This window comes from Arthrobacter sp. LAPM80, from assembly GCF_046736435.1.
In the GTDB taxonomy this organism is placed as follows: domain Bacteria; phylum Actinomycetota; class Actinomycetes; order Actinomycetales; family Micrococcaceae; genus Specibacter.
On sequence record NZ_JBCHVD010000002.1, the window covers coordinates 367560 to 392712 of the forward strand.

Consider the following 25153-nt stretch of genomic DNA (forward strand, 5'->3'; position numbering starts at 1 on the left):
CCATGACACGAGAAAAGCGCGTCTCGTCCACGTCCGTGGGGTGCCTACCCCGGATTTTCTGGCGTGGCATAGTGGCTCTGCTGATTGCGGTGGCTACCGTGGCTGCCGTGACGGTGATGGTTCCGGCCGCCATGGCAGATTCCGCGCCACCGGATCCGTCCAATCCCGCATCGCCGCCCACTGTGACGGCGGATGGCTTGCCGACGGTCCAAATTGACGGCGTGGTGTGGCAGCAGGTGGTGGTGGGAAACACCGTCTATGTTGCCGGAAACTTCCAGACGGCCCGGCCCGCGGGGGCCGCGCCCGGGACGAACACCGTGCCGCGGCAAAACATCCTGGCCTACGACATCAGGACGGGAAACCTCATTGCAGGATTCGCCGCCAACCTCAATGCCCAGGCCCGGACCATCGCCGCGTCCCCTGACGGTTCCCGCATATACGTTGGCGGTGCGTTCACTCAGGTCAACGGCGTCAACGCTTACCGGATCGCGGCGCTCAATCCCACCACCGGTGCACTGATCACCAGCTTCGCGCCGGCCGTCAACGCCATGGTCAAATCAATCGTCGCCACCAACACCACGGTATATGCCGGCGGCTGGTTCAGCGGCGTTGGCTCGGTGGCCAGGGCTAACCTGGCTGCGTTCAATGCCTCAGACGGATCGCTGCTGCCGTGGAACCCTATCAGCGCCGGGGGCACGGTGGAGGCCATGGTCATTTCGCCGGATCAGAGCAAGATGGTGATCGGCGGGTCCTTCACAACCCTCAACGGGTCATCCAACCCGGGCTACGGCATGGGCGCGGTCAACACCACCACAGGAGCACTGCTGCCCTTCGCCGCAAACACCTTGGTGCGTGACGGCGGAACAGCTGCAGCCATTTTGAGCCTGGCCTCGAATGGCACTCAGGTCTACGGAACCGGATACGTTTTTGGGGCCGGTGGCAACCTCGAAGGAACCTTCTCCGCAAACTGGACCGACGGGGTGATCAAGTGGGTGGAGGACTGCCATGGGGACACCTACAGCGTGTATCCGGGAGCCAGCGCCGTTTACATTGCCGGACACCCACATTTTTGCGGCACCATAGGAGGGTTCCCGCAGACAGACCCGCCCGCGAACTGGACATTCCACCGAGGGCTGGCCTTCAGCACGGCAGCCACCGGGACCATCACCACAAATCCATACAGCGGCTACTACAACTTTGCCGGGAATCCCTCGCCGTCGTTGTTGAACTGGTTCCCCGACATGGATGAGGGCACGTTCACGGGTGAATCTCAGGGTCCCTGGACCGTTCAGGGCAATAGCCAATACGTGGTTTATGGAGGCGAGTTCCTCCACGTCAACGGGGTGGCGCAACAAGGATTGGTCCGCTATGCGGTGCCCTCGATCGCGCCGAACCTGCAAGGGCCCATGATCACAGGTTCGCTCATGAACCCGACCCTGAAATCCCTGTCCACGGGCACTGTTCGCATCTCGTGGACCCAGAATTGGGACAGGGACAATGTCAGCCTCAAGTATGACGTAATCCGGGACGGCGACGTCAACCACCCCGTGTACTCGAGCACGTCCAGCTCAACCTTCTGGACCATGGCCGGCATGACCTTCATGGACACGGGCTTGGCGCCCGGCTCGGTGCACGGCTACCGGATCTTTGTGACCGACCCATTTGGCAATGAGGCCCGCTCCGACACGGTCAATGTCACCGTGGCGGCCACTGGTACCTTGAGCAACTACGCCCTGGGTGTGCTCGCGGACGGAGCGTCGAACTACTGGCGGCTCGGGGAAGCAAGCGGCAGCACGGCTGCGGACCTGGTCGGCGGAACGAACATCAAGCTCGCCGCCGGCGTGACCCGCGGAGTTGCCGGGGCCATTACCGGTGACACCGACAAGGCCACCTCGTTCAACGGCACCAGCACAGGCACGGGGGCAAGCTCCACCGCCATCCCCGGACCTAACCTGTTCACCATGGAGGCGTGGGTCAAGACGACCACCACCAAGGGTGGGAAGATACTCGGCTTCGGGTCCAACGCGACCGGCAGTTCCAGCAGCTATGACAGGCATCTGTACATGGACAACGCCGGGCACATCCTGTTTGGTGTCTACACCGGAACCACGCAAACAGTGGCCACCACGGGCAAGTTCAACGACGGCGCTTGGCACCAGGTTGCCGCCAGCCTTGGTCCGAACGGTATGGTGCTTTACGTTGATGGCGTCCAAGTTGGCCAAAATGCGACCGTCACCTCAGGACAGGCGTACAACGGTTACTGGCGGATTGGCGGCGACAGCTTGGGCGGCTGGCCGGCGGCTCCGAGCAGCAACTATATCAACGCCACGATTGATGAGGCTGCCATCTATCCGTCCGTCCTTACCCCCACAACAGTGGCCAACCACTTCACGCTGGGGAAGGCCGGTACGGTGAACAAGCCGCCGGTAGCTGCCTTTACGGCGACTCCGACGAACCTAGTGGTCGCCCTGAACGGGACGGCGTCGACGGATCCCGACGGCACGGTGGCTGCCTACAGCTGGAACTTTGGTGATGGCACCCCCGACGGGTCGGGTGCGACCACGTCGCATACCTACGCGAAGGCCGGCGCCTACCAGGTGACACTGACTGTGACGGACAACGGCGGCGCGACAAACGCGGTCACCAAGACGGTGACGGTGACGGCCGCCCCGCCTGTGAACAAGCCGCCGGTAGCTGCCTTTACGGCGACTCCGACGAACCTTGTGGTCGCCCTGGACGGCACGGCGTCGACGGATCCCGACGGCACCGTGGCCGCCTACAGCTGGATCTTTGGTGATGGCACCCCCAACGGGTCGGGGGCGACCACATCGCACACCTACGCGAAGGCCGGCACCTACCAGGTGACACTGACGGTGACCGACAACGGGGGAGCGACGAACTCCATTTCCAAGACAGTGACCGCCACTGACGCCCCGCCTGCGAACAAGCCCCCGGTAGCTGCCTTTACGGCGACTGCGGCGAACCTTGTGGTCGCCCTGAACGGGACGGCGTCGACGGATCCCGACGGCACGGTGGCCGCCTACAGCTGGATCTTTGGTGATGGCACCCCCAACGGATCGGGTGCGACCACGTCGCATACCTACGCGAAGGCCGGCGCCTACCAGGTGACACTGACGGTGACCGACAACGGCGGGGCCACGAACGCGCTCACGAAAACGGTGACGGTGACAGCGCCCCCGGCGAACGTGATTGCTTCCGACGCCTTTGCCCGGACAGTCACGAACGGATGGGGGACGGCGGATGTCGGCGGCGCGTGGACCGTGGACTCCGGTAACTTGTCGTCGTATTCGGTTGGTAACGGCAGCGCGAACGTAGTCAACCTGCCCGGACGGCAGCCTGACTCCCTCCTGAACGCTGTCTCATCGACGGCGACGGACACAACGGTGTCGTACTCCCTGAACAACCTGCCAGGCGGTGGCGGGATGTATGTCTCCGTCGTCGGCCGGCAAGTTGACGACGCCAACAACTACCAGGCCAAGATCGCCATGTACCCCTCAGGTGCGATGTCGGTGACGCTGTCCAAGTATGTCGCGGGCACCGAGACCATCCTCACCGGGGCGAACCTCACCGGCCTGACGTATGTGGCAGGTGCCAAGGTCAATGTCCGATTGCTTGTTTCGGGCACCAACCCGACCACGGTCTCGGCCAAGGTGTGGCTTGACGGCACACCCCAGCCGGCGGCGTGGACAGTGACGGCTACCGACAGTTCGGCGGCCCTGCAGGCCCCCGGCGGGGTAGGCATGGTGACGTACCTCTCCGGAAGTGCGGCGGCGAACACCACCGTCTCCTACTCGAATTTCTCGGTGGTGACACCGCAGTAGGGACCCTGTCAGCGCTTGAACCAGGCGGCGCGGAGCGGAGTCCCGGCGAGTAGGGCATTGCCCAGCGAGACTCCCTCCAAGCCCCGGTCCCGGAGCCCGGCCATCAAGTCGCAACCCAAGCGGTAGCGGTCGACGGCGGGCTCCGGGCCGTCGTCTGCCCCGTCGTGGACCGTGGCAAAACCGTCATGGCCCAGCAGAATATCTCCCGCCTGCACACCTGTGAGGGCGTAGCGGAGGCGTTCTGCCGGGGGAAAGTCTTGTGAATCGCCACTGCTTCGGCCCCACAGAACCGGCTCCAGTCCGCTGGCGCGGGTGGCCCGCCAGGTGGCCAGTGTCTGGTGTCCGTATGGTGGGCGCAGCCAGCGGATGGGTACGCCTGCCAGGTCCTCCAGCTCGTGTTTTCCTGCCAGACACCGGCGCCGCACTTCCACTGCCGGCAAGGTGGTCAACATGCTGTGGTCCAGTCCGTGCAGCGCCACCTCGTGACCCGCCGCAATCACATCGGCCAGCACCGAGGGGTGCTTGCGTGCCCGGGTCAGCAGGACAAAGAACGTGGCGGTGGCCCCGTGCTCCGCCAACGCAGCCAAGACCTGGGCCGTGCCGCCTGGGTCCGGGCCGTCGTCGTAGCTTAGGACAACTTCCGGGCGCTGGGTGTCAACGGCCACAACGGAGCCGATGAATGCCGAATGCCGCCGGATGATGGGCCTGACTCGGGAAGCTACCGCGTGGCGCAGGCTAGTCATGGCTGTGGCCGCCCGCATCGGCCGTTTCCACCCGCGCATATTCAACGTAGACGTGCCCCAGGCCCCCTGCCAGCATGCCGGCACCGCGGTAGGCCATGCGCAGACCGCGGGCCTGGTGCCGCAAAGAACGTGACGCCCACCCGGCCATGTTGAGGCCAAGTCCGGCGACGACGCGTGCGGCCCCGCGGACGACGGCGGCAGCCCGGACCAGCACAGCAGCCGGAGCCCCCGCAGCCAGGTGTAATGCCACCAGGGTTGCGGCGTTGCCGTGGCTCCACGACCGCTTCAGCAGCCAGGACCTTTCCAAACGTTCCGCCGGGACAAAGTCAGTGGCCACTGACTCATCACACCAGACAATGGTTGCTCCCCGGCGGACAAGTTCACGGCTGAAAAGGGAATCCTCTCCGCCGGTCAGGCCAAGGCCCGCGTTGAACCTGACGCCGCTACGGCGAACCTGGGCCATATCCAGCAGCAGGTTGCCGGCTGCGGCCACCTCAATGAGGGTTCCCGTTGGCATGCGCGGGCGCCAAAAAAATGTGCCGGCCGCAACCCAGGGGCTGGGAGTGGCCTCGAACTCCGAGACCACCCGGCCCATGACGGCCGTTGCCCCCGTGGCGCGCCAGGTATCCAGCAGCGGCTGCAGCCAGGCTTCCTCCGGCCGTTCGTCGTCATCAATGAAGACGAGCAAATCCGCGGCTGCGGCCTCATCCAGCGCACGGTTCCGCCCCGCCGAAATGCCCGGTTCCGGTTCCAACACATAACGCAGCCCGGGATCCGGCAAGGCAAGGACCGTCTCACGTGCGCTGCCGGCGGGATCGTTGTCCACCACAAGGACCTCCGTGGTGACGCCCGGGTTCTCCCGTGCCAGTGCCTGCGCGTGGACGAGGACCGGAAGCAGCGCCCGGAGCAGCTGGGCGGGCCGCTTGTACGTCAGGATGCCCACCACCAGGTGCGTCATGGCGTGCCCCGTCTGCGCATCGATGCCGCTGCCCGCCGGTAGGCGTGAAGGTGGTCCGCCCCGGCGTTCTCCCAGCCCCTGCGTGTCAGGTCCGGCCGCCCCTGCAGCTTGGCCGTGCGGACATTGTTCAGGGCGTCAACCAACACGTCGGCGGTTGGTGTGCCGTCGAAGAACTGGAGCCAGCCAGGCCCCACCTCCTGCGCCAGGGCCCGATTGACCTCGTTGTCCGGAACCAGTGCCGGGCGGTCAAGCGACAGGGCCGCCAGGACGCCGCCTGAATTGTGCATGAAAATGTAGGGGAAAACCACCAGCTCGGATGCGCAAATGGCAGTCACGAAGTCCTCATCCGGCAAGAACCTGAAGTCAAGTTCGATCCTCCCGTCGGAACCGCGAAGTTCCCGAAGCCCCTCAGCAAGGGAGTCCGAGGACGGGTTCCCGGCGACGAGCAAGCTCAGCCCCGCCTCCTTGTCCATGGTTTCCCTGAAGGCATCAATCAGCCCCTCCACGCCCTTATAGCGGCGGATCAGACCCGTGTAACCAAACCGTCCGGGGACGGCGTCCGGGTGTGAAGGCCTGCTGTACCAGTCCCGATAGTGGCCGTGCACGATGGTGGCAAGCAACACTGAATCCGGCGCGGGTGTGCGGGCGTTCAATCGGATCACCAGAGTGGTGCGGCTGACGAAAAGACGCAGCAGGAACCCCTCAAAACGGCTGAGCCCCTCTGGCAACTCGATGTTGTGCAGGGTGCGGACTATGGGGGTTCGGGTGAGCCGCAGGCGGGCAAGCAAGAGCAGGAACAGCAGCTGGCGCACAGCTCTTTTCGGCCAGGTGCCGCCCGTGACCATGATCTCGGGCCAGTGGACATGGAACACGTCGTAGCGTCCCAGCAGTGCGCTCTTCCATGAGAAGTTCAGGACCACAAGATCCGGGCAGGCGCGCAAGTGCTCGGCAAGCATCACCAGGTACGGGTTGGTGGTGGGGCGGGGGACCGGGAACGATTGGAGCACAGTCAATTCCGTTTTCATGTGTTTCCCCCATCCACAGGTGCACTGTTCATCGGCTTCGCTGGTGCGGCCCAGCCTACGGCACGGACCGGCTCCCCGTGCCAACCTTGTGCACCAGGTCCTTGATTTCGGGTTCATTGTCGGTTTCGGCGACTGTCACAAACCGTCCGCCGTCGCGCCGATACAGGCCACAGCGCGGCGGCATGCCCGCAATCCGTGAATTGTCCACAATAGCCAGGTGGCCGCCCTCGGGCAGGTTGCCCAACAGCACCTCGAGGGCCGTGAGGATGTCCTCGTCGGTGAAGTACAGCCGGCGCAGGAGATTGGCAACCTTGATCACATCGGGTGCCGGGCCAGCCCAGGGAGCGAAGATGTCATGCACCTGGGCGGTGACCCGGGGGTCCTTGGCCATGAGCTGGCGGACCGAGGGATTCAGCAGCAGGACTGACTGGGCCGGGGAGGGTTGTTGGGCGGCGGCACGGGCCGATTTCCCCCACAGTGACCGAACCAGTTTCGACGGCGCGGGCCAGGCGAGGAACCTGGTTCCCACCACCAGTATCCAGTTGCCATCCTGGTCATAGAGATGTGTCAGCTTCCCCTGCACCCGGGCCTGAATCTGCAGGTACAGGTCGGCAATGACGTAGGACTTGAAGCCGTTGAGCTTGGAGATCAGCTCAAGCGAGGTAGACCCGTCAGAGGCCCCGATGTCCACAATGACGGCGTCGGTCAGGTCCACATGCTCCAGGATCAGCGCATCGGCGTTCGGGTGCCGTTTAGCGCCGGTGATCTTGTAGGTGCCGCCAACTTCGATGGCGGACATGGCCGTTCTGAATTCTTCGGGACCGGCGTCGTCGTTCAAAATAGTGCGTGGATCGGACCAAAAGAAGCGACCCAGGTGGTTTTCCAGGACTCGTGGCCAGCGGTTGCGCAGTGGACGAATGGGAAGTCTCATGTGTTGACCATAGGTCCCGGGCCCGTTTGTGTCCATGAAGTGGCTCCGGCGGGTAGCGCTCGGGCCGGACGGCACAGGGGAGTGGCGGAACCGTGGCGTGCCACTGGACCAAACGTGGGGGTCCCCGTGTAAGTTGGGCCTAAAAGCCTTACACGGGAGCACATATGACTGAGGAAGGCCTAGGCACCAGGGCAGCCCGCGGGGCTGCCCAAACCATTGGCGGACAGATGGCCAAGGTGCTCATCCAGCTGGCCTCCGTGGTCATTTTGGCCCGAATCCTGTCTCCTACGGACTATGGGCTCCTGGCCATGGTGGCGGCCATCATGGGTGTGGCCGATCTATTCCGCGATTTCGGCCTGTCCAACGCCGCCATCCAGGCGAAGATGCTCAACAACCGCCAGCGCGATAACTTGTTCTGGCTCAACACGGCACTGGGTCTGGTCCTGACCGTCGGCATCTTTTTCGCGGCCCCCCTGGTTGCCAACATTTACCACCAACCCGCACTGATCCCGATTACACATGCGTTGTCTTTGTCCTTCCTGATCAACGGCATCTCCACCCAGTACCGGGCAGACCTGAACCGTTCGCTGAGGTTCAGCCGGTTGGCGGTGGTGGACATCATTGCCGCAGCAACGGCACTCGCGCTTGCGATCGTGGTTGCCTCCATGGGCGCCGGCTACTGGGCCCTTGTGGTGCAGCAGTTGGTCCAGGCAACAGTCATGATGGCTTTGGTCATGGTCGCTGCCGCTTGGCTGCCGCGCCGGCCACGCAGGGTCCCCATGAATGGCATGGTTCGCTTTGGCTGGCACCTGGTGGCCATCCAGATGGTCTCTTACGTCAGTTACAACACCGACGCATTTGTCATCGGTGTCCGGTTTGGTGCAGGCCCGCTCGGCTTGTACAACAGGGCCTTTCAAGTGTTGACAATGCCGCTGACCCAGGCCAGATCCGCCGCCTCCGTGGTGGCCATGCCCGTCCTGGCACGGCTCCAGGATGAGAAGGAACGATTCATCCAGTTCGTGCTGCAAGGGCAGCTGGCCCTGGGGTACTCGTTGGTCACCGTTATGGGCGGGGTTGCCGGTGCGGCCCTGCCGATTACCGCGCTGTTCCTTGGCCAGAAGTGGCTGGCGCTGGAACCTGTGATGGTCCTGCTGGCCATTGCCGGGGCATTTCAGACACTCGCCTTCGTGGGCTATTGGGTGTACATCTCCCTGGGCCTCACGGGTCCGTTGCTGCGGTATTCCATGGCCGAATCGGTGGTGACAATCGTGTGCATCGTGGTGGGCAGTCAGGGCGGAATTGCCGGTGTCGCAGCGGGTATTGCCGTCGCCCAGGCCGCCAACTGGCCTTTGTCCCTGTGGTGGCTTTCGCATTGCAGCGGACTGCCCCTGGGAAAGCTCTACGGAAGCGCGGCCCGAATCATGGCGGTGGCAGTGGTGGTGGGCGCAGCCACCCGTCTGGTGTCTGTGGGGTTGGCCCACGCCCACCCGGTTCTGACCGTGGGTGCCGCCGGGGCGGCCGGTCTGGGCGCCGTGGCGCTCATGGGGTTGCTGGTTCCCGCCATTCGGCGCGACCTGGCCAGCTTGCTTGACATCTCGCGCCGTGCCCTGAAACGCCCGGCGAACCGCTGAGGGATGCTCAGGGCAGGCGCCCCACAGCGCCCCAAATTTCTTGTGCATAGTTTTGCGTTGAATACCGTTGCGCAGCGAGTCTGGCATCGGCAAGGGCCGCGTCGCGAAACGTCGGCCAGTCGGCATGGATGCGCAGGAGCGCGGCTGCCGCGGCACCGGCGTCGCCCGCTTCCACGAACTGGACCGAGGCAAAACCGCCCGCAGCCTCCGAAAGCCCCGGCGTGCGGCTGACAATGGTGGGCCGCGCGGCGAGCACGGCTTCCACCGCTGTGTCTCCGAAAGGCTCATCCACGCAGGACGGCACGATTGCGACGTCCGCGTCGGCATAATATTTCCAGACATTGCGCTGGAATCCGTGAAAGGTCACGAACGCGCCCAGATTCAATGCCGCCACCTGCGCCTGGAGTTGCTCCGCGTACCATTCGTAGCCGGGAAAGACGGCCCCCACCACGTCAAGGTGCACCTCAAGGCCCAACGTGCGGGCCTGCGCCACGGCGGCAATGGCGGTGTGCACGCCCTTCCTGCCGGACAGCCGGCCCACGTACAAGAGCCGCAGCGGTGCCGTAACGCACTCCCTGGGCGGAACGAGCTGGGCCGGACCGGCCACCCCGTTATAAATGACGGTAGTCCGCGATTCCAACAGGGGCAGTGCCTGGGCCAGGGTTTCGGCACTGTACCTGCTGTTGGCAACGATCGAGGTGGAACACACCAACGGCAGTGCCAGGGCAGTGCGCAAGAGCTTCGGCGCGGTCCTTTCCGCCTCATGGACGTGCACCAGGACGGGTATGCGTGTCAGCTTGCCCAGCAACGGCCACAACGGGATGGTCACGGTGTTCACATAGATCGCGTCCGGGCGCACGGAGCGGATGAGCCGCAGGCCGCGGACGCCTCCGGCCACAAAACCCCCGGCCAATTTCAGCAAGCCAACGGGGTTCAGGGAACTCTTGCGCAACACCGGGACCCGGCAGGGGATAACTGTTGCGCCGACGCGCTCTAGTTCGGACACCAGGGCCCCGACCCCGGGGACGGTGACGCTCACTGCGGCGCCTTCGCGCACCAGCCCGGCAACGGATTCAAGGAGCACCCGGTCAGCCCCGTAAAGTTCCGCCCCGGAGTGGGCCACCAAAACCTGCAGGCGGGCGTGTGGACTGTTCATGGAGTCAACTATGTAGGCTACAGCTATGAGCTGCAACACGTTTCGCCCCCTGGCTGTTGTGGTTGTCAACTACGCCTCACACGAGCTGCTTGAGAAAAACCTGGTGGCCGTGGCCGCCGCAACACCCGACGCCCAGGTGGTTGTCGTGGACAGCCACTCCAGCTCCGCCGAGGAATCCGCCGTGTCAGCACTGGCCACCCGGCACGGCTGGAGCGTGGTCCGCACTGAAAGTAACGTCGGGTTTGGTGTGGGCATGAACCTTGGCGTTGCTGCCGCGAAGGCGCAGGGGGCGGAGGCGTTCCTGCTGCTGAATCCGGACGCGGCCATCCTGGGACCCAGCGTCGCGTTGCTGCGGGAAACGTTGGAACAGGCCCCGCTGACCCTTTTGGCGCCAACAATTTTCGACGCCGGAGGGAACGTTTGGTTTGCCGGTGCGGACCTGCACCTTGACAGTGGGGAGACCCGCGCGAGCAGCCGGCGTCGTGCGGGGGAGCGGGTCCACCCCTGGCTGACGGGCGCCTGCCTCATGGTGGGCGCCGAGCTGTGGGAGAAGGTCAACGGCTTCGACGAGCGGTACTTCCTGTACTGGGAGGATGTAGACCTCTCGTTCAGGGTGTGCCGTGCCGGAGGATCCCTGGTTGTGGTGGACGGTGCCACCGCCGTCCACGACGAGGGAGGTACCCAGCACTCCGCATCGGAGGGGCCGCGGCTGACCGGGCGTGCCAAATCGAACCTCTACTACCGCTACAACATTCGTAACAGGCTGCTCTTCGCCGCTCTGAACCTGGCACCTGCGGACCGGCGGAGGTGGAAACGCGGGGCAGTGCCGGCCGCGTACCAAGTGCTGTTGCGCGGCGGTCGCAAGCAATTCCTGCATTCCGCTGGTCCGTTATGGGCAGGCATTCACGGAACGGCGGAGGGACTGGCGCTGATGCGAAGAGTAGGGCGGGGACGGTGAGAGTGCCTGCCAGGTAATTGAAATTCTCTGTTCTATGAAATCTTTGTCGGTTGTAGCAGTAGTCTGGGTTCAACAGGGGTCGACACGCATAGTATCGCTGAAGGATCCGGGTTAATTGAAAGGGAGCAAACATGGAGCTGTCTGAATATTTGGCCACCCTTCGACGGTGGTGGATCGCGATTGTTGTCATCATGCTGGTTGGCGCGGGGGCCGGTTTTGCCGTAGCCCGCAGTTCCACGCCCCTGTACAAGGCCACGAGCAGCGTCTTTGTCTCCGCCACCAGCGGTGATAACGTTTCTGACCTGGTCCAAGGGTCCACCTATACGCAGAACCTTATGCAGTCCTTTGCCGCCCTCGCGCAAATGCCATCAGTGCTGAATCCGGTGATCGATCAGCTGGGGCTCGATGAGACGCCTGCTACCTTGGCCAAATCCATCTCGGCCGATAACCCCCTGAATACAGTCCTTATTGAGATCACGGTAGTTGATGCGTCGCCGCAAACGGCGGCGAAGGTTGCCAATGCAGTCGCCGGTTCGCTGGCTACTGTGGCGCAGTCCCTTTCAGCGAAGAAATCCGACAACTCCCCGGCCATCACCATGAAATCCGTGGCAACGGCAAGTGTTCCCACCGCGGCATTTTCACCCAATACCAAGCTCCTTGTCATCCTTTGGGCCGCAGGGGCATTGATCCTGGCCGTCGTGATCTGTCTGGGGCACCGGATGCTGGATCGTCGGATCCAGTCGGAGCGTGAACTGGCATCCAGCGGTGGCCTGCCCCTGCTGGGGTCAATTCCCGTAACCAAGGGGCTCGACGCCACCCGTCCCGCCGCCCTCCTGGCCGTCTCGGGCCTCAATGGTGATGCTTTTCGCCGGCTGGCGGACCATGTGCTCAATTCCCGTCCGGGTGGCCATGTCAGCTCGGCCGTCATCACGTCCTTGCATTTGGGCCAGGGAAAGACCACTGTGGCGCTCGGCCTTGCGGCTGCGCTTTCGGAACGCGGCATCCGGGTGTTGATAATTGACGGGGACCTGCGGCGCTCCGGAGCCAGCGAAGGGTGCGGATTCGGTGGGCACCTGGGCTTGGCCGATGTGCTGTCCGGCTCCTGCACCGTCCGCGAAGCCATAGTGCCCTGGCAGGGCTTTGACGTGCTGCCGGCAGGCTCTCCCTGCACCGAACCGGGGCCAATATTCACTTCCGGGACCATGGAGGAACTCTTTGAGCAAGTGCTCTCCGACTACGATTTTGTGCTCAGCGACTCCGCCGCCATCGAACCGGTGGCGGACACTTTTCCCTTGACGAGGCTCACTGACGGGGCCATTGTGGTGGTGCCGCCAAACGCCGTCACCGCGGAGGAGGTGTTGGCAGCAGTGGCATCCGTAGACGCCGTCAACGGCAAGGTCCTCGGTTTTGTCTTCAACAAGGCCAAGCCCTCCAACGGCAGGACAGGCAGCTACGGCAGCGTTCATCCGGCACGGCACACCAGGGCCGGCAGAAAGGAAACGGCTGCTGTCCCTGTGCATGCTCCCACGACGGACGTCCTTTCATGACGGTTCTTGAATCCGCAAAGGAGATGGTCTCCCGCCGCACACCGTGGCAAATAGCCACCATGGCTTTGGCCTTCGGTACCTTGGTGCTGTTGGGATGGCGGCAGCAGGTCTACCACGGCATCACTATTGGTTACGTGGTGGCCCTGGTGCTCCTGCCCGTATGGGTGTCCGCTGTTCGGCGCTTCAAGGGACAAAGGGTATTTCTACTCCTGTGCCTTGCCAGCTTGGTCTCGGGGTTCGTGTTGTATTCCTTCAATAAGGTCAACCACCAGGTGGACGGCAGCAAGCTCATCATCAATCCGGCGCTGTTGCTTGGCCTGTTGCTCAGTGTTGGGGTGGTTTTGTGGGCGCGGCGTCTCTTGCCGGACTGGCTCACTGGCCTGGGCTACGGTTTGGGGTTGTTCCTTGGGGTGAGTGACAATGCCGATGTGGCAGTCAATGCCTGGAAGTTCGGGTACTCACTGCCAGTTATTGTCATTGCCTTGTCCCTGGCCGGCTACGTGGACGCCAGGCTGCGTTCCGGACGCCGGATTGTCTCCCTTGTGGTGCTGCTGGCCCTGGCTGGCTATTCGGCACTGCATGATTCTCGTTCGCTCTTTGCCATGCTTGCCCTGGTGGTGGTCCTGGTTATCTGGCAAATGTTGCCTCGGGGAAGAAGCCGCCGTGTAGCCATTGCCCGCACCCTGCTGACGGCAACGGCGGTTGTTCTTGTTGTTTACTCGGTAGCTTCGAGCCTGTTGGTGGATGGCTACCTGGGGGCTGCGGCGCAGCAACGCTCCCTTGCCCAGATCCATGCCTCGGGATCACTGATCCTCGGTGGTCGCCCCGAAATGGCAGCAACGGCGGCTTTGTTCGTGTTTCAGCCGCTGGGATTTGGTGTCGGAATTGTGCCATCGCTGGGTGATATTGCGGTGGCAAAGTCGGGAATGTTGGCCATCCACTACGGGCCCAATAATGGATATGTTGAAAAATACATGTTCGGCTCGCAATTTGAACTGCATTCCACTGCCGGGGACCTGTGGGTTTACTTTGGCCTGCCAGGTGCCGTGCTGGCCCTTTTCCTCCTGTGGCTCATGGTGCGGTGGTGCCTGCTGGCCATCGTTTCCAGAACTGGACTTGCCGTGACGCTTTTCCTGGCAGTCGATGCCCTGTGGAATATTTTGTTTAGTCCCTTTTACTCTTCCGTCACCATCATGGCCCTTGCGGTGGGCATGGCCGCGTTGCCTGTGGCAGCCACCTCGTTGCGGCGAGGAACCCCACGGCAGGGGAAAATACTGTCAAGTACCTGAACGGCCCCGCCCATGTGTGCCTAGGGCAGCATGTTTCCGGCGTCGTCCAGCCCGTGCTTGCGCCGGGTCGGCACCCCCGCGTACACGCCGTCGGCCTCACAGCCGGCGGCCACTGCTGCACCCGCGGCTATTACACACCCGGACCCTATTGTGACTCCCGGAAGTATGATCGCCAGGGCACCGATCCAGCACCCGTCACCAATCACCACGGGGGAGGCGTAGTTCCGGCCGGCGCGCTCAGCAGGCCCGGCAATGGTGTGCGATCCGGTGATGACCATGACCTCGGGCCCGCACTGGACGCGGGGAAATATTCAGGCCGGCAGCGCGCAGGGCCCTCCAGCGCTGCGACTCGGGCAGAAGCGGTGAGGAGACCAGACCGTTGACCAGCAGATCCCGGGCAGTGGTTGACAGCATGCGCTTGAGCCTCATGGGCCGATCATAGCGTGCGCAATAGGCATTAAACAGCTGTGGGACCTCCTTGACGGAGATCCCACAGCCTGCTGCCGATGCGGCTACGCCCGCATCAGTTGACGGTTCTTACTAGTGTGCCCAGAGGTAGTTGACGGGAGTTTTGCCGTCTGCTTGGAATACCCTGGGTGCAGTCTTGATGGAGTTCGTGTTCGGCCCAGCGTAGTTTGTGGGCGTCAGGATCAACATGTTCACGCCAACACCGATCGGACCTGAATGGCTCGGATCGATCCAGGTGTCGGTCATGGCACCAATGATGGTCAGGTTGCCGTCGCCCTGATCCGACATGAACTGGATGTGGCTGCGATCCTTCGAGCCGTACATCACCGGGTTGTGGTGGATGATGTTGAAGCTGCGCTCATGGTTGATGCCAATGACGTTGCGAATGGACTGCAGGTTCCAGGTTTCGGCGTTGTTGGACTGCCAGAACGTGGGCATGCCGACGTTGGAATCGTGGGTGTAGGCGTTGTATAGTTTCGCGCCGTCGTGGCTGTTGTAGCCGATGGGGGATGCGCCAACGACGGCACCGGATACTCGGCTGGCATAGGTGTTTCCGGTGACCCGGTGTCCATCAACCTCAATGTCGCGGGTGATGGAGTTGCTGCCGCGCCACCAGTTCAGGCCAAAAGTTTCGCCCGGGGGGAAGCCCGCATCGCCGGGGACGCCGGTGATCAGGATATTTTGCACTGTCGTGTTGGGCTTGGATTCGCCCACCATGAGGCCGTTGTACAGGTGGCCCTGCTCGGTACCCTGCAGCCAGAAATCGGACAGGATCTGCGGTGCGGTTCCGTTGTTCATCCGCATGATGTACAACTGGTTCGTTTCGCCTGAGCCCTGGGCCGGAACGGTGTTGGCGTAGGTTGAGGTGTTTGCCTTGATACGAATGATGGTATCGCGGCCCTCGCCAACGATTCCCTTGACGTTGGCAGGCACTTCAATGGCCTTGGAGACATCCTTGAAGTTGGGCACTTCAAAGACACCCGCGGGAAGTTTGAGGATCTTGCCGGCCAGGGCCGGGTTGGCCAGGACGGTGTTGATGTTGTCGCCCGGCTTGGCAATGGAAGACCACTGCACCCAATCGGGGTTCGCTGCCGGCGGGGTCGTCGGCGGCGCAGTTGCCGGCGGCGCGGTGGTGGGAGGCGTGGTGGGCGACGGCGCTGTGGTGGGAGGCGTGGTGGGCGACGGCGCGGCATCTGCGGAGGCGACGGCCCAGAACTGGGGGCCTTCTGCGGTCCAACCAGCGTCTTTCAATGCGGCCTGGTCGGCAGCAGTGGTGACCATACGGTGCATGGCGTCCTTTTGGAACCGGTACACGGGGATTGAGCAGCTCAATGCGGTGGGCGAGGCGTAGAAATCAATCTGCTGACTCGTGTACCCATACTTGCTCTGGGCGTTTGCGTATTCGTTGGAGTTCGCGGTCTGCGGGATCCACAGGAAGTCGCCATTCTTGTACAGTCGGTAGACCGGAACCAGGCCGTCGGCGCTTTTGCTTGAGGCCTTGAAGGAAACCCCGCCACCATCGGTGAACCCGTATTTGGTCTTACCATTTTGGATTTCGTTTTGGTAAGGGCTCATCAGTGAAGCCGCCGTCTGCGGGTTGACCGAGGTGAAGATGTCGGTGTTCATGGCAGCACAAGTAGTCGCCGGAGTTGCCGTCGGCACTGTTGCTGCGTTGGCGGCCAGGCCCATCAGGGGCACGGAAGCTACAGCAAGTAATGCTCCGAGGAGGCGTATGGATTTCTTTTTCAACAAAATATTCCTATGTGTTTGCGCGTGCCTCCCCAGGCATACGTAATAAGCACAGGTCTGTCATGAAACAGCTGCCTGTGATAACCGGATTCGTCATGATGAGCTTCGCGTCCAGAGCAGAGGCGGGCAACACCCTGAGCCGGTGTTCCTGCTTGCATCCCGGGCTGACACAGAGTCTGCGTCCGGTCTGGACGTACCGCCCATTGATCGTATTTGAATCATCTTGAGCGATGCTGTGAACAAAGTTATCACGGTCGGGTAACGGCGCAAACTTAGAGAGAGGGTTTTTGGGCGAAAATACGCTGATTTTCGCGGGGCGGGGCAGGGATAGTGACCGTGCCAATGTAGCTTGGGATGTCATGCGTAAGCTCCGGAAAGGTTTCGTCAGATGCGCATTTTGATGCACAAAACCAGTGTTGTTCCAGTGTGTTGGCTAGGGAAATCCGAATTCACACATGACGTTACTCACACGAAGTGTTACGTAGAGGGCTCTTGGGAGAAGGGGAGGGTGCGACGCTTGATGCCGCGACCCACGCAAATACGGAATCAATGCGATAATTAGGCATGTTGGATGTGACGTATTTGAGCCACCTCCCGCGCCAGCCCAAACCGGCAGGTGTGACCGAGCTAAGGAGCCACGAGTCTTGACCTTGAAATCCGCTGACCACTTTCACGACGGTCCGTTGAACGACGTCGAGGTCCTGCGCATCCGCAATGACTTCCCCATCCTGGACACGGAAGTCAACGGCTTCCCGCTGATCTACCTTGACTCCGGTGCCACCTCGCAAAACCCGCTCAGCGTCATGGAGGCGGAGCAGGAATACTACGAGCAACGCAACTCTGCCGTTCACCGCGGTGCGCATACGCTGGCTGTGGAGGCCACCGACGTGTTTGAGGATGCCAGAGAGACCGTGGCTTCCTTCATTGGTGCCGAAAGCAACGAGCTCGTGTGGATTCAAAACGCCACGGCAGGGCTGAACCTGATCGCCTACTCCTTTGGCAATGCCAGCGTGGGCACTGCCACCCCCGAAGCCCGGAAATTTGCGCTCGGGCCAGGCGATGAGGTCCTGGTGACCGAGATGGAACACCACGCGAACCTCATCCCCTGGCAGGAGCTGTGCCGCCGCACGGGTGCGGCCCTGAAGTTCATTCCCATCCACGACGACGGCACCCTGGACATGCAGGCCGCTGCCGTTCTCATCGGGGAGCGCACCAAGGTGGTGGCCTTCACCCACGTTTCAAACGTCACCGGCGTCATCAACCCTGCCGCCGAGCTGACCGCCATGGCCCATAAGGTTGGTGCGCTCGTTGTGCTGGATGCCTGCCAGTCCGCCCCGCATCTTCCCCTTGATGTGAAGGCCCTGGATGTCGATTTCGCCGTGTTCTCCGGCCATAAGATGTTGGGCCCCACCGGTATTGGTGGTCTTTACGGCCGCGCCGAACTGCTCGATGCCATGCCGCCATTCCTCACTGGTGGGTCCATGATCACTACTGTCACGATGACCGAGGCCGCCTACCTGCCAGCACCGCAGCGCTTTGAGGCCGGTACTCAGCCCATCTCCCAGGCAGTCGCCATGGCCGCTGCCGCTAATTATTTGTGCGAAACGGGCATGGCTCGGATCCACGAGTGGGAAGCGTCGCTGGGCCAGCGCCTGGTGAGAGGGCTCGAAGGCATCGAGGGTATCCGCGTCCTGGGCCCGGCGTCGGGCGTTCCCCGGGCCGGCCTGGCCTCCTTTGAAGTGGCGGGCGTTCACGCGCACGACGTCGGACAGTACCTTGACGCCGCTGGCATTGCCGTCCGCGTGGGCCACCACTGCGCGCAGCCCCTGCACCGGCGCCTTGGATTGACGGCCTCAACCAGGGCCAGCACCTACCTATACAACACAACTGCCGAAGTTGACGCGTTCCTGGCCGCCGTGGCCGGGGTGCGCGGCTACTTTGGCGCAACCGGAGCCTAAGCCACATGAGTTCACTTGATTCCCTGTACCAACAGATCATCCTTGAGCAGGCCAAGGCCCGCCACGGTGCCGACCTGCCCAACGAGCACCTGCAGGGCCTGCACCTGCCCGCTAACGTGGGGCAGTGCCACCAGCTCAATCCCGTGTGCGGCGATGAGATCACGCTGCGCATTGACACGGCCAGCGGCGTGGTGGCCGGGATTCATTGGGCGGGGGATGGGTGCGCAATCTCCATGGCGTCCGCGTCGATCTTCAGCGAAATGATGGTTGGCCTTGAGAGCGGTGAGGTTCACTCGCTGATAGCGAACTTTCGTGAGGTGATGCGCTCCCGCGGGAAATTGCAGGCGGATGAAGAAGTCCTCGGTGATGCCGCGGCACTATCGGGTGTCTCGAAGTTCCCCGCCCGCGTCAAGTGCGCCATGCTGGCGTGGGTTGCCGGTGAGGATGCGCTGAACCAGACCATGTAGGGTACGCAGAAGGCCCGGAACCATTGGTTCCGGGCCTTCTGCGTACCTAACGGGAAGTCCCGTCAGGATGGTGGTGTCTTATGCGTTTGCGGACTGGCGGTTGCGGCGGCGGGAAACCACCACGGTGCCCACGCCTGCGCCCAGTGCGCCCACGCCAACGAGCGACCACACCAGGACACTGGCGTCAAGGCCTGTGGAGGCCAAGCCGTCGTTGCTTCCGGCGGCATTGTTGCCGTTGTTGGAACCGGCGTTGGAGCCGTTGCCGCCAGCGCCTGCACCATTGCTGGTGACCACCTTGACAACCTGACTGACGGTGACGCCTGAGGTGCGGCCGGTCGCTGCGAGCGTGTAGGTGCCTGTCTGATCCATCGAGATGGAGGTGGCGAACGCGCCATTAGCATCTGCTGTAACGGTATGGTTGTGCGTTGAGGCAGGCTTGATGATGATGGGCACGGAGGCGGAAATGCCGCCGCCCATTGATCCCAGGGCGCCGCCTGCAACCGTGCTGGTCTGCACGATGGTGATGTCAATGGACTCTCCGGGGATGAAGCCGGAGCCGTTGAAATCAAGTGCCTCGCCGGGAGTCAAAGTTCCGGTGGAAACGGTGGAAGCCGGCGCTCCGGCCGGGTAAGGGTCGGAGGGGGCTGCCTGAGCAGCCATCGTTCCGGCGGACATGGTCAGGATGCCAGCAAGCGCAATGCCTGCAAGTGTTTTCTTCAAGGAATTTCCCCAGATTCTAATGTATTTGATCACTGATTCCCCCAAATGAGACCGTGATTAAATGGAACGTTATCAGTCCAGCCTGTCAGGGCCAAACGCATGGATGAAAGTCTCACCCTTTGGCTAGGCCAAATTTTTTGTGTTACTGGAATTCATGCCGCATTCATGATTGATTATTTTTCAGTACATCCTGCGGCTTTTTGCTCTGGCAGGATGACGTCCGCTTTTTCTTGGATGGTGGGTGTGACGTCCAGTTGTGCCGGGCTGGTCTGGACCACCTTGGAAAAATCAATTTCCACGGTTTGCGTCTGTCCGGGTGCCAGCTGCACATGCACTACGCCAACAGGGCGTTCATCATGGGCATATGCGCTGATGCCCACAGCCTTGCCGTCCACCTTTGCCTGCTGTGCCCGAGCCTGCGACGGGCCGTATGCAACCACGTTGGTTGCGACACTGCCAATGGGAACTCCGAATACAGCGTTGCCTGTCACATAGGCCGGAAGGGAGGCAGCCGCATCGGCAGGTGCCGTGTTGGTCATAACGATTTTTGCTGTGTACTGGGCGTAGCCACCAGAGCTGCAGCGCTGCACCAGTTGCACTGTTCGTTTGACGTAGTAGTCCATCTTGGCACCGGTGCCGTCGTTGAAATAGACGCCAAAGCCGGCCGCGGGTACGCTTGGACCGGAAATGGCACCACCCAATCCTTGGGTTCCCAAAATAGCCTGTTCGCCTCCCCGAGTGGACCACATGAGAATTCGGTGGTCGCTGACACCTGTGGCCAGAGACTCGACCAGTTTGTCTCCTGGAGTCTTGCCGGAGCCAACAACGTCAAACACGTTTTTCGCAACCGCGGCAAAGTAGGCATCCTGCAAAGCAGGTTCCCGAATGTCTGAGTAGACCTGCGAGAGCAGAACAGAGACCAAATTGGCGCTCGTGAGCTGGGTCGGCAGGCCGCCAAGGCTCACCCCCTCGGGCAGTGCCGCCGCAACACTGACGGGCCCAGTCGCTTTCAGGACCAGGGCAAGGGCCACCGGATCGATGGAAATGACACCATCAATCGCTTGCTCGGGGTGGCGTTGCAGCCACATTGTCCGGGCTGTGGATGCAGCGGTGGGGAAGTCGGGGGTCATGTTGACGTCTTGCATGTAACGGCCCATGCGGGTGGAGTAGATGGTCTCCTGTGCGGTGTCCACCTTGACCGGCGGTGTGAAAGCTCCCATAGCGCTGGCGGAGTCTTGGGCGGTGAGGGTGATCTTGCCGTCCTCGGCATGGAGTACGGCAAGCGCGCCGGGGATACCCCCGCTGGCACGGATCTCCGCGTTATTTTGAATAAGCAGCAAGTAGTTACGGGGGCCGTCCGCGCCCATCATGGGCGGCACCAGCTGGGCGGCATCGGCAGCTGTGGAGAGCACTCCCCGCAGCTCGTCCAACTGGGTTATGGCGCTGTGCAGGGGAGTGGCAATTTGGGGCAGCAGCGGCTTCGGATCAATCCCGGCAAGTCGATGGTAGGAGAGTTCCACTGAATTCGCAGCGGAAACTACGCTTGGTGCAGCCTTCTGCAGGGGAGCCAGCGGGACGGCACCGTCAACCGGTGTCAGGGCTTTCCAGTCCAATGACTGGAAGGCACCCACCAAGGGCTTGGCTGCCAGATTCACCACGTCGTCGGCCGTTGTGGATACCTCCGAAGCAGCCGCAAGATTGGGTCCAATCCAAGGCAGGCCGCTGGCCAGTTTCCAGAGGGGATCCGTGCCAGCACGTTTTGCAGCTGCAGTGTGGTTTGCGAGCGACGCAACGGTGGAGGAGGCGGCCGCCACATCGTTGGCCAAGAGTTCTTTCTTTAGCTCCGGCAACAGCTGGGTGGTGGCGTCAAGGTGTTCCTTGATGTGTGTCGCCTGGAAGCCCAGCCATACTGTGGCACTTCCCACCAAAACTAGCAGTGCGAGGGTACCTATAGTCCACCGGAGCAGTCGTTTCCTCCGCTTTTGCTGTCCAGCGGTTGGCTGGGCGCTCCTGCGGCGACGTTCAGTATTGTTACTTTCGGTTCGTCCGGCAAGGGATCCGGACAGCTTGTCATCCCCAGTAGTCTCTGCCATGTTTATCGTCTTCCCATGCCGCGGTAGCACACAGCGAGCCTCAAGCCGGTTACTGGGATTCTCACTATATGAGCCCTCACTGCTGGATGATAATAACGGATACGCTGGAATGACACGGCAACTTCTTGCGCCACGCTATTACACAGCGCCTGTGCTGAAAAAAACAGCCTTAAACGTTCTGAAGAGGATGACGAAGTCGGCGGCCATCGACCAATTCTCAACGTAATAGAGGTCCAGCTTGATGCTTTCCTCCCATGTTAGGTTCGATCTGCCGCTCACTTGCCACAGGCCGCTCATTCCGGGCTGGACATACAGTCTTCGCTGTGCGGCGTCGTCGTAGAGAGCAACTTCGCCTTCGCGTTGCGGCCGTGGCCCCACCAGGCTCATGCTGCCCAAAAATACATTGAATAACTGCGGCAGTTCGTCCAAGGAGTATTTTCGTAGAATACGCCCGATCTGTGTCACACGTGGATCGTTTTCTACTTTGAAAAGTGGAGTGTTTTCCGATCCTTGGGCAAGCAGAAGCTGACCGAGTTCGAGATCAGCATCGGGTATCATCGACCGAAATTTCGTCATCTTGAAAGTGGAGCCTCGTAGACCTACTCGATCTTGAAAGTACAAGATGGGCCCAGGGCTTGAAATCCTGACTGATAAAGCGATTGCTGCCAAGATAGGTGAGAGAGCTATAATCAGCAAACTCGAGCCTATGACGTCGAAGGCTCTTTTGGCTACGCGTTTGCCGCCCGTAAGTTTTGGTGTTGAAACATGTATTAGTGGTAGACCTGCCACGGGCTGAGTGTGGATTCGTGGGCCTGCGATGTCCGTCAATGCCGGTGCCAGAATTAAACCTATGTTGGCTGCCGCCAATTCCCAACCAAGCTGGCGCATAGTTTGAGGAGTCAGGTGGACACCGGTGGTGATGGCAACAGCATCCGCTCCCACGGCACAAGCTGCATTTTGGATACTAGACGCAGTCGGGTTTCCAAAAAGTAACGGCAGTTCAGGTGCGGCGTCAATCCGTTGCTCTTGGTTTCTTGTGAAATATCCAGCGACGGGAGAATACCCGGCACTTGGTGAGCTGAGCAGTGCTCCCACGAGGTGCCCCATTGCCGCTGACCCTCCTACTAGGAGGAGTTTTGAAGTACTTCTTCCGCGGCTGCGTTCCAGACTTAGGTGCTGGCGAAGAACCCACCTACCAGATATTAGTCCCAAGGTTCCAATGGGAAACGCAGTACCCACATACCCGCGTGCCAGGTCTATTTGAAGCGCATATGCAACAATCGCCATTGATCCAAAAAGCCAAAGACTTGCCGCAATCACGCGTTTGTATTCTTCAGAGCCAGTTCCAAGCGTTCGTGATTCGCGGCTGCCCCAGGCCCCGAGCATTGCCCACCAAATAAAAGGCAAGACTATGGTTACCACTGTATATGAGGCAACTGGTGCGCCAGCAATTGCATCTGCGTCGGCAGGATGCATCCCGAATCGGAGCAGGTGCGCCCCTACGACGGACCAAACTACAACTAGAGCATCAACGATGCCGATTCTTCGAGCATAACGAGATCGCCAGTTTGCTGAATTCAATTGTTTCCCCAGAGATGCGTGCGAGTGTAAGTGTAAGAGTTCGACTGTTTCAGGATTCTGAATGTGTCAAGGGTTCTGTCTCGAGGGCTGTATGGCATCCCCCAAGGGTCGGCAAGTCGTTATCCTCTTCGGGACGCCCTTGTCTCGGCTCCTCGAATGAGTTTATCGAAGTCGTCCTCCAACGGAGTGTCCATTGTCCCACTCGCTATACGTCCATTCGAGAATCGTTCCCGTTCATCAGCCTCAGCTGTCGAATTAGAGGTGTATCCGGAGTAGCTGTACGAATAGGAATCTGGTCCTTTGACAGAAACTCGGTTCAGCACTACACCAAGAACATCGACATCGACCAGTTTGAGGCTTTCCAGCGCTTTTTCAACTTCCTGATGTTTGACTGTGTGGCAGCCTACGACAACTATTACGTTTCCTACTTTTTGGGCGAGTACAGCGGCGTCAGTAACGGGCAAAAGGGGCGGGGCATCGATTACTACAGCATCGAAGTGTTCTTCTAGACGACCGATGAGTGTTGACATGGCCTCTGAGCCAAGCAATTCACTGGGATTCGGCGGGATCCGACCGGAAGTTAGGACGTGAAGATCGCGCGATCCCCAAGGCTGAAGGAGGTCCTTAATGTTGGCCTCGCCCACCAAAGCGGTGGTCAGCCCGGCTGCTCCTTCTAGGCCCAAGTACTTGGCGACCATAGGCCGGCGAAGATCTGCGTCTACCAATACCACGGACTGTCCGGCTTCAGCCATCGCGAGTGCCAAGTTTGTAGCTGTTGTACTTTTGCCTTCACCGGGCAATGACGATGTAATAAGTAAGGTTTTGCTTCGGCTATTGACTTGGGCGAACTGAAGATTGGTTCGAAGCTGCCGAAATGATTCGGAACGTCGATTTTGTGGGGATTTCTGACTCATAAGTGGATTTTTAAGGGCATCCTGCTCAAAGGCGATGCTACCCAATATTGGGGTCGAGATTATGCGCTGGAGGTCATTTGCACTACGCACTCGTGTGTCCATAGAGGTCCTCAGAAGTGCCGCGGCCATGCCAAGTCCCATACCAACGATAAGACCCAGCAGCAAGTTTACCTTTAGATTGGGCGACACAGGCGCTGCCGGTGCAGTTGCCGGTGTGACCACTGACAACTTGACTGTGGACGGACCGCCGCTCTCGGGCTTTTCCAAGGTGTCAACCGCAGTGATGAGGCTGCTGGCCACAGCGTGGGCAATCGCGGCAGCTTGAACTGGAGACTGATCACTTACTGAGATTGAAATAAGTACCGTCTTTAAATCTGACGTGGCCTTGATGCTCTTGGCAAGCTGCTGTGGCGACACGGTCAGACCCAGAGTGTCGATGGCAGGTTGGAGCACAGTGGGGGTGGTAGCTGTCACTACATACGATGACACTCGGGCCTGGATGAATGAGCTGCCCGTTTGCAATTCCTGGACAGATCCCGAATTTTGGGTTGCCACAAAGAGCTGTGTTTGTGCTGTGTAGACAGGTTTCGTTAGCACAGAGAAAGCTCCCGCTGCGAGCAACCCAATCAGGCTCAGCGCTAAAATAATGATCCAGTTGCGGCGCACGATGCGTAAGTAGTGCCGTAATTCCAAGAGTAGTTTCCCATGATCGAAGTCGGAGCCAGGACTGCGCCAAGCGATTCCTTAGCTGCTTTTCACTCCCTAGCTCTGAATAATTGTAACGGAAATAGGACTGAGCCAAATGTAGGGACGCGGGCCAGCAAGTCCTCGATCCCCACGTCAAACTCATCACGCACGGGATCCAGATGGCCGCCTACAAAACCATGATGCCCATGGCCAGCGAAATCCGAACGAACACCAGCGGCGACATTGACACCACCACACTAGGCTTCCAGACTATTCGCCTGAACCCGCTCCCGACAGCCAGAGCCAGCAAAGCCATGAACGAACTCTGCCATCACCTCACCGCCACCCAAACTCGCTTCCCAGGAACCGATTTGATCTTGCGCTACACCATTAGAAACAAAGAACCAACCAACAAAAACTAAATTGCTAAGAAAGG

Annotated in this window: 18 protein-coding genes; 7 read left to right on the forward strand and 11 right to left on the reverse strand. The window is 61.0% G+C overall.

Translation table 11 applies throughout. The annotated features are described in order from the left end of the window. Positions 1–2 precede the first annotated feature (2 nt). A complete protein-coding gene (locus AAGW05_RS04005; protein WP_411803167.1) occupies positions 3–3842 on the forward strand; it encodes a PKD domain-containing protein in 3840 nt (1279 codons plus the stop codon). Positions 3843–3850: 8 nt separating this feature from the next. Here AAGW05_RS04005 and AAGW05_RS04010 read toward each other — a convergent pair whose 3' ends face one another. Genes AAGW05_RS04010 through AAGW05_RS04025 form a run of 4 tightly spaced genes read right to left on the reverse strand, consistent with a single transcriptional unit; the run spans position 3851 to position 7499 of the window. Further along, on the reverse strand, positions 3851–4585 hold the full coding sequence (locus AAGW05_RS04010; RefSeq protein ID WP_411803168.1) for a polysaccharide deacetylase family protein: 735 nt from the start codon (positions 4583–4585) through the stop codon (positions 3851–3853). After that, positions 4578–5543: a glycosyltransferase family 2 protein gene (locus tag AAGW05_RS04015; protein ID WP_411803169.1), complete on the reverse strand. Its 966-nt coding sequence runs from the start codon at positions 5541–5543 to the stop codon at positions 4578–4580. The genes AAGW05_RS04010 and AAGW05_RS04015 overlap by 8 nt, the downstream gene beginning before the upstream one ends. After that, positions 5540–6568: a glycosyl transferase gene (locus AAGW05_RS04020; RefSeq protein ID WP_411803170.1), complete on the reverse strand. Its 1029-nt coding sequence runs from the start codon at positions 6566–6568 to the stop codon at positions 5540–5542. Before AAGW05_RS04020 ends, AAGW05_RS04015 begins: the two co-directional genes overlap by 4 nt. A gap of 55 nt (positions 6569–6623) precedes the next feature. Next, positions 6624–7499 carry a hypothetical protein gene (locus tag AAGW05_RS04025; RefSeq protein ID WP_411803171.1) on the reverse strand — a complete coding sequence of 292 codons (876 nt, stop codon included), beginning with the start codon at positions 7497–7499 and terminating at the stop codon, positions 6624–6626. A gap of 164 nt (positions 7500–7663) precedes the next feature. Between AAGW05_RS04025 and AAGW05_RS04030 the strand changes: the two genes are divergently transcribed. Next, positions 7664–9130, forward strand: coding sequence for a lipopolysaccharide biosynthesis protein (locus AAGW05_RS04030; protein ID WP_411803172.1), 1467 nt, complete (start codon positions 7664–7666; stop codon positions 9128–9130). A 7-nt stretch (positions 9131–9137) separates the two neighbouring features. On the opposite strand, the gene AAGW05_RS04035 is transcribed toward AAGW05_RS04030, so the two are convergent. Further along, positions 9138–10286, reverse strand: coding sequence for a glycosyltransferase (locus AAGW05_RS04035; RefSeq protein ID WP_411803173.1), 1149 nt, complete (start codon positions 10284–10286; stop codon positions 9138–9140). Between the two features lie 25 nt (positions 10287–10311). Here AAGW05_RS04035 and AAGW05_RS04040 point away from each other — a divergent pair, with 25 nt between their 5' ends. From AAGW05_RS04040 to AAGW05_RS04050, 3 genes are all read left to right on the forward strand, one after another. Then, positions 10312–11244 (forward strand): glycosyltransferase, encoded by a 933-nt coding sequence (locus AAGW05_RS04040; RefSeq protein WP_411803174.1) that lies wholly within the window; start codon positions 10312–10314, stop codon positions 11242–11244. Between the two features lie 131 nt (positions 11245–11375). Continuing rightward, positions 11376–12791, forward strand: a complete 1416-nt coding sequence (locus AAGW05_RS04045; protein ID WP_411803175.1) for an AAA family ATPase — start codon at positions 11376–11378, stop codon at positions 12789–12791. After that, positions 12788–14080, forward strand: coding sequence for a hypothetical protein (locus AAGW05_RS04050; RefSeq protein WP_411803176.1), 1293 nt, complete (start codon positions 12788–12790; stop codon positions 14078–14080). Before AAGW05_RS04045 ends, AAGW05_RS04050 begins: the two co-directional genes overlap by 4 nt. 20 nt (positions 14081–14100) lie before the next feature. Here the strand turns inward: AAGW05_RS04050 and AAGW05_RS04055 are convergent, their stop codons facing one another. Both AAGW05_RS04055 and AAGW05_RS04060 read right to left on the reverse strand, forming a co-directional pair. Continuing rightward, a complete protein-coding gene (locus AAGW05_RS04055; RefSeq protein ID WP_411803177.1) occupies positions 14101–14358 on the reverse strand; it encodes a DapH/DapD/GlmU-related protein in 258 nt (85 codons plus the stop codon). A 262-nt stretch (positions 14359–14620) separates the two neighbouring features. After that, complete coding sequence (locus AAGW05_RS04060; protein WP_411803178.1) at positions 14621–16297, reverse strand: hypothetical protein; 1677 nt, start codon at positions 16295–16297, stop codon at positions 14621–14623. Positions 16298–16941: 644 nt separating this feature from the next. Here AAGW05_RS04060 and AAGW05_RS04065 point away from each other — a divergent pair. Together AAGW05_RS04065 and sufU are read left to right on the forward strand one after the other, a co-directional pair. Continuing rightward, positions 16942–18255: a SufS family cysteine desulfurase gene (locus AAGW05_RS04065; RefSeq protein WP_411803179.1), complete on the forward strand. Its 1314-nt coding sequence runs from the start codon at positions 16942–16944 to the stop codon at positions 18253–18255. 5 nt (positions 18256–18260) lie between these two features. Further along, positions 18261–18722 carry a Fe-S cluster assembly sulfur transfer protein SufU gene (gene sufU / locus AAGW05_RS04070; RefSeq protein WP_411803180.1) on the forward strand — a complete coding sequence of 154 codons (462 nt, stop codon included), beginning with the start codon at positions 18261–18263 and terminating at the stop codon, positions 18720–18722. 78 nt (positions 18723–18800) lie between these two features. On the opposite strand, the gene AAGW05_RS04075 is transcribed toward sufU, so the two are convergent. From AAGW05_RS04075 to AAGW05_RS04090, 4 genes are all read right to left on the reverse strand, one after another. Then, entirely contained in the window at positions 18801–19442 is a 642-nt protein-coding gene (locus AAGW05_RS04075; protein WP_411803181.1) for an LPXTG cell wall anchor domain-containing protein, read from the reverse strand. A gap of 173 nt (positions 19443–19615) precedes the next feature. After that, entirely contained in the window at positions 19616–21367 is a 1752-nt protein-coding gene (locus AAGW05_RS04080) for a DUF4012 domain-containing protein (protein WP_411803182.1), read from the reverse strand. A 306-nt stretch (positions 21368–21673) separates the two neighbouring features. Continuing rightward, entirely contained in the window at positions 21674–23011 is a 1338-nt protein-coding gene (locus AAGW05_RS04085; RefSeq protein ID WP_411803204.1) for a sugar transferase, read from the reverse strand. Between the two features lie 224 nt (positions 23012–23235). Beyond that, positions 23236–24723 (reverse strand): polysaccharide biosynthesis tyrosine autokinase, encoded by a 1488-nt coding sequence (locus AAGW05_RS04090; RefSeq protein WP_411803183.1) that lies wholly within the window; start codon positions 24721–24723, stop codon positions 23236–23238. Positions 24724–25153: the final 430 nt, after the last annotated feature.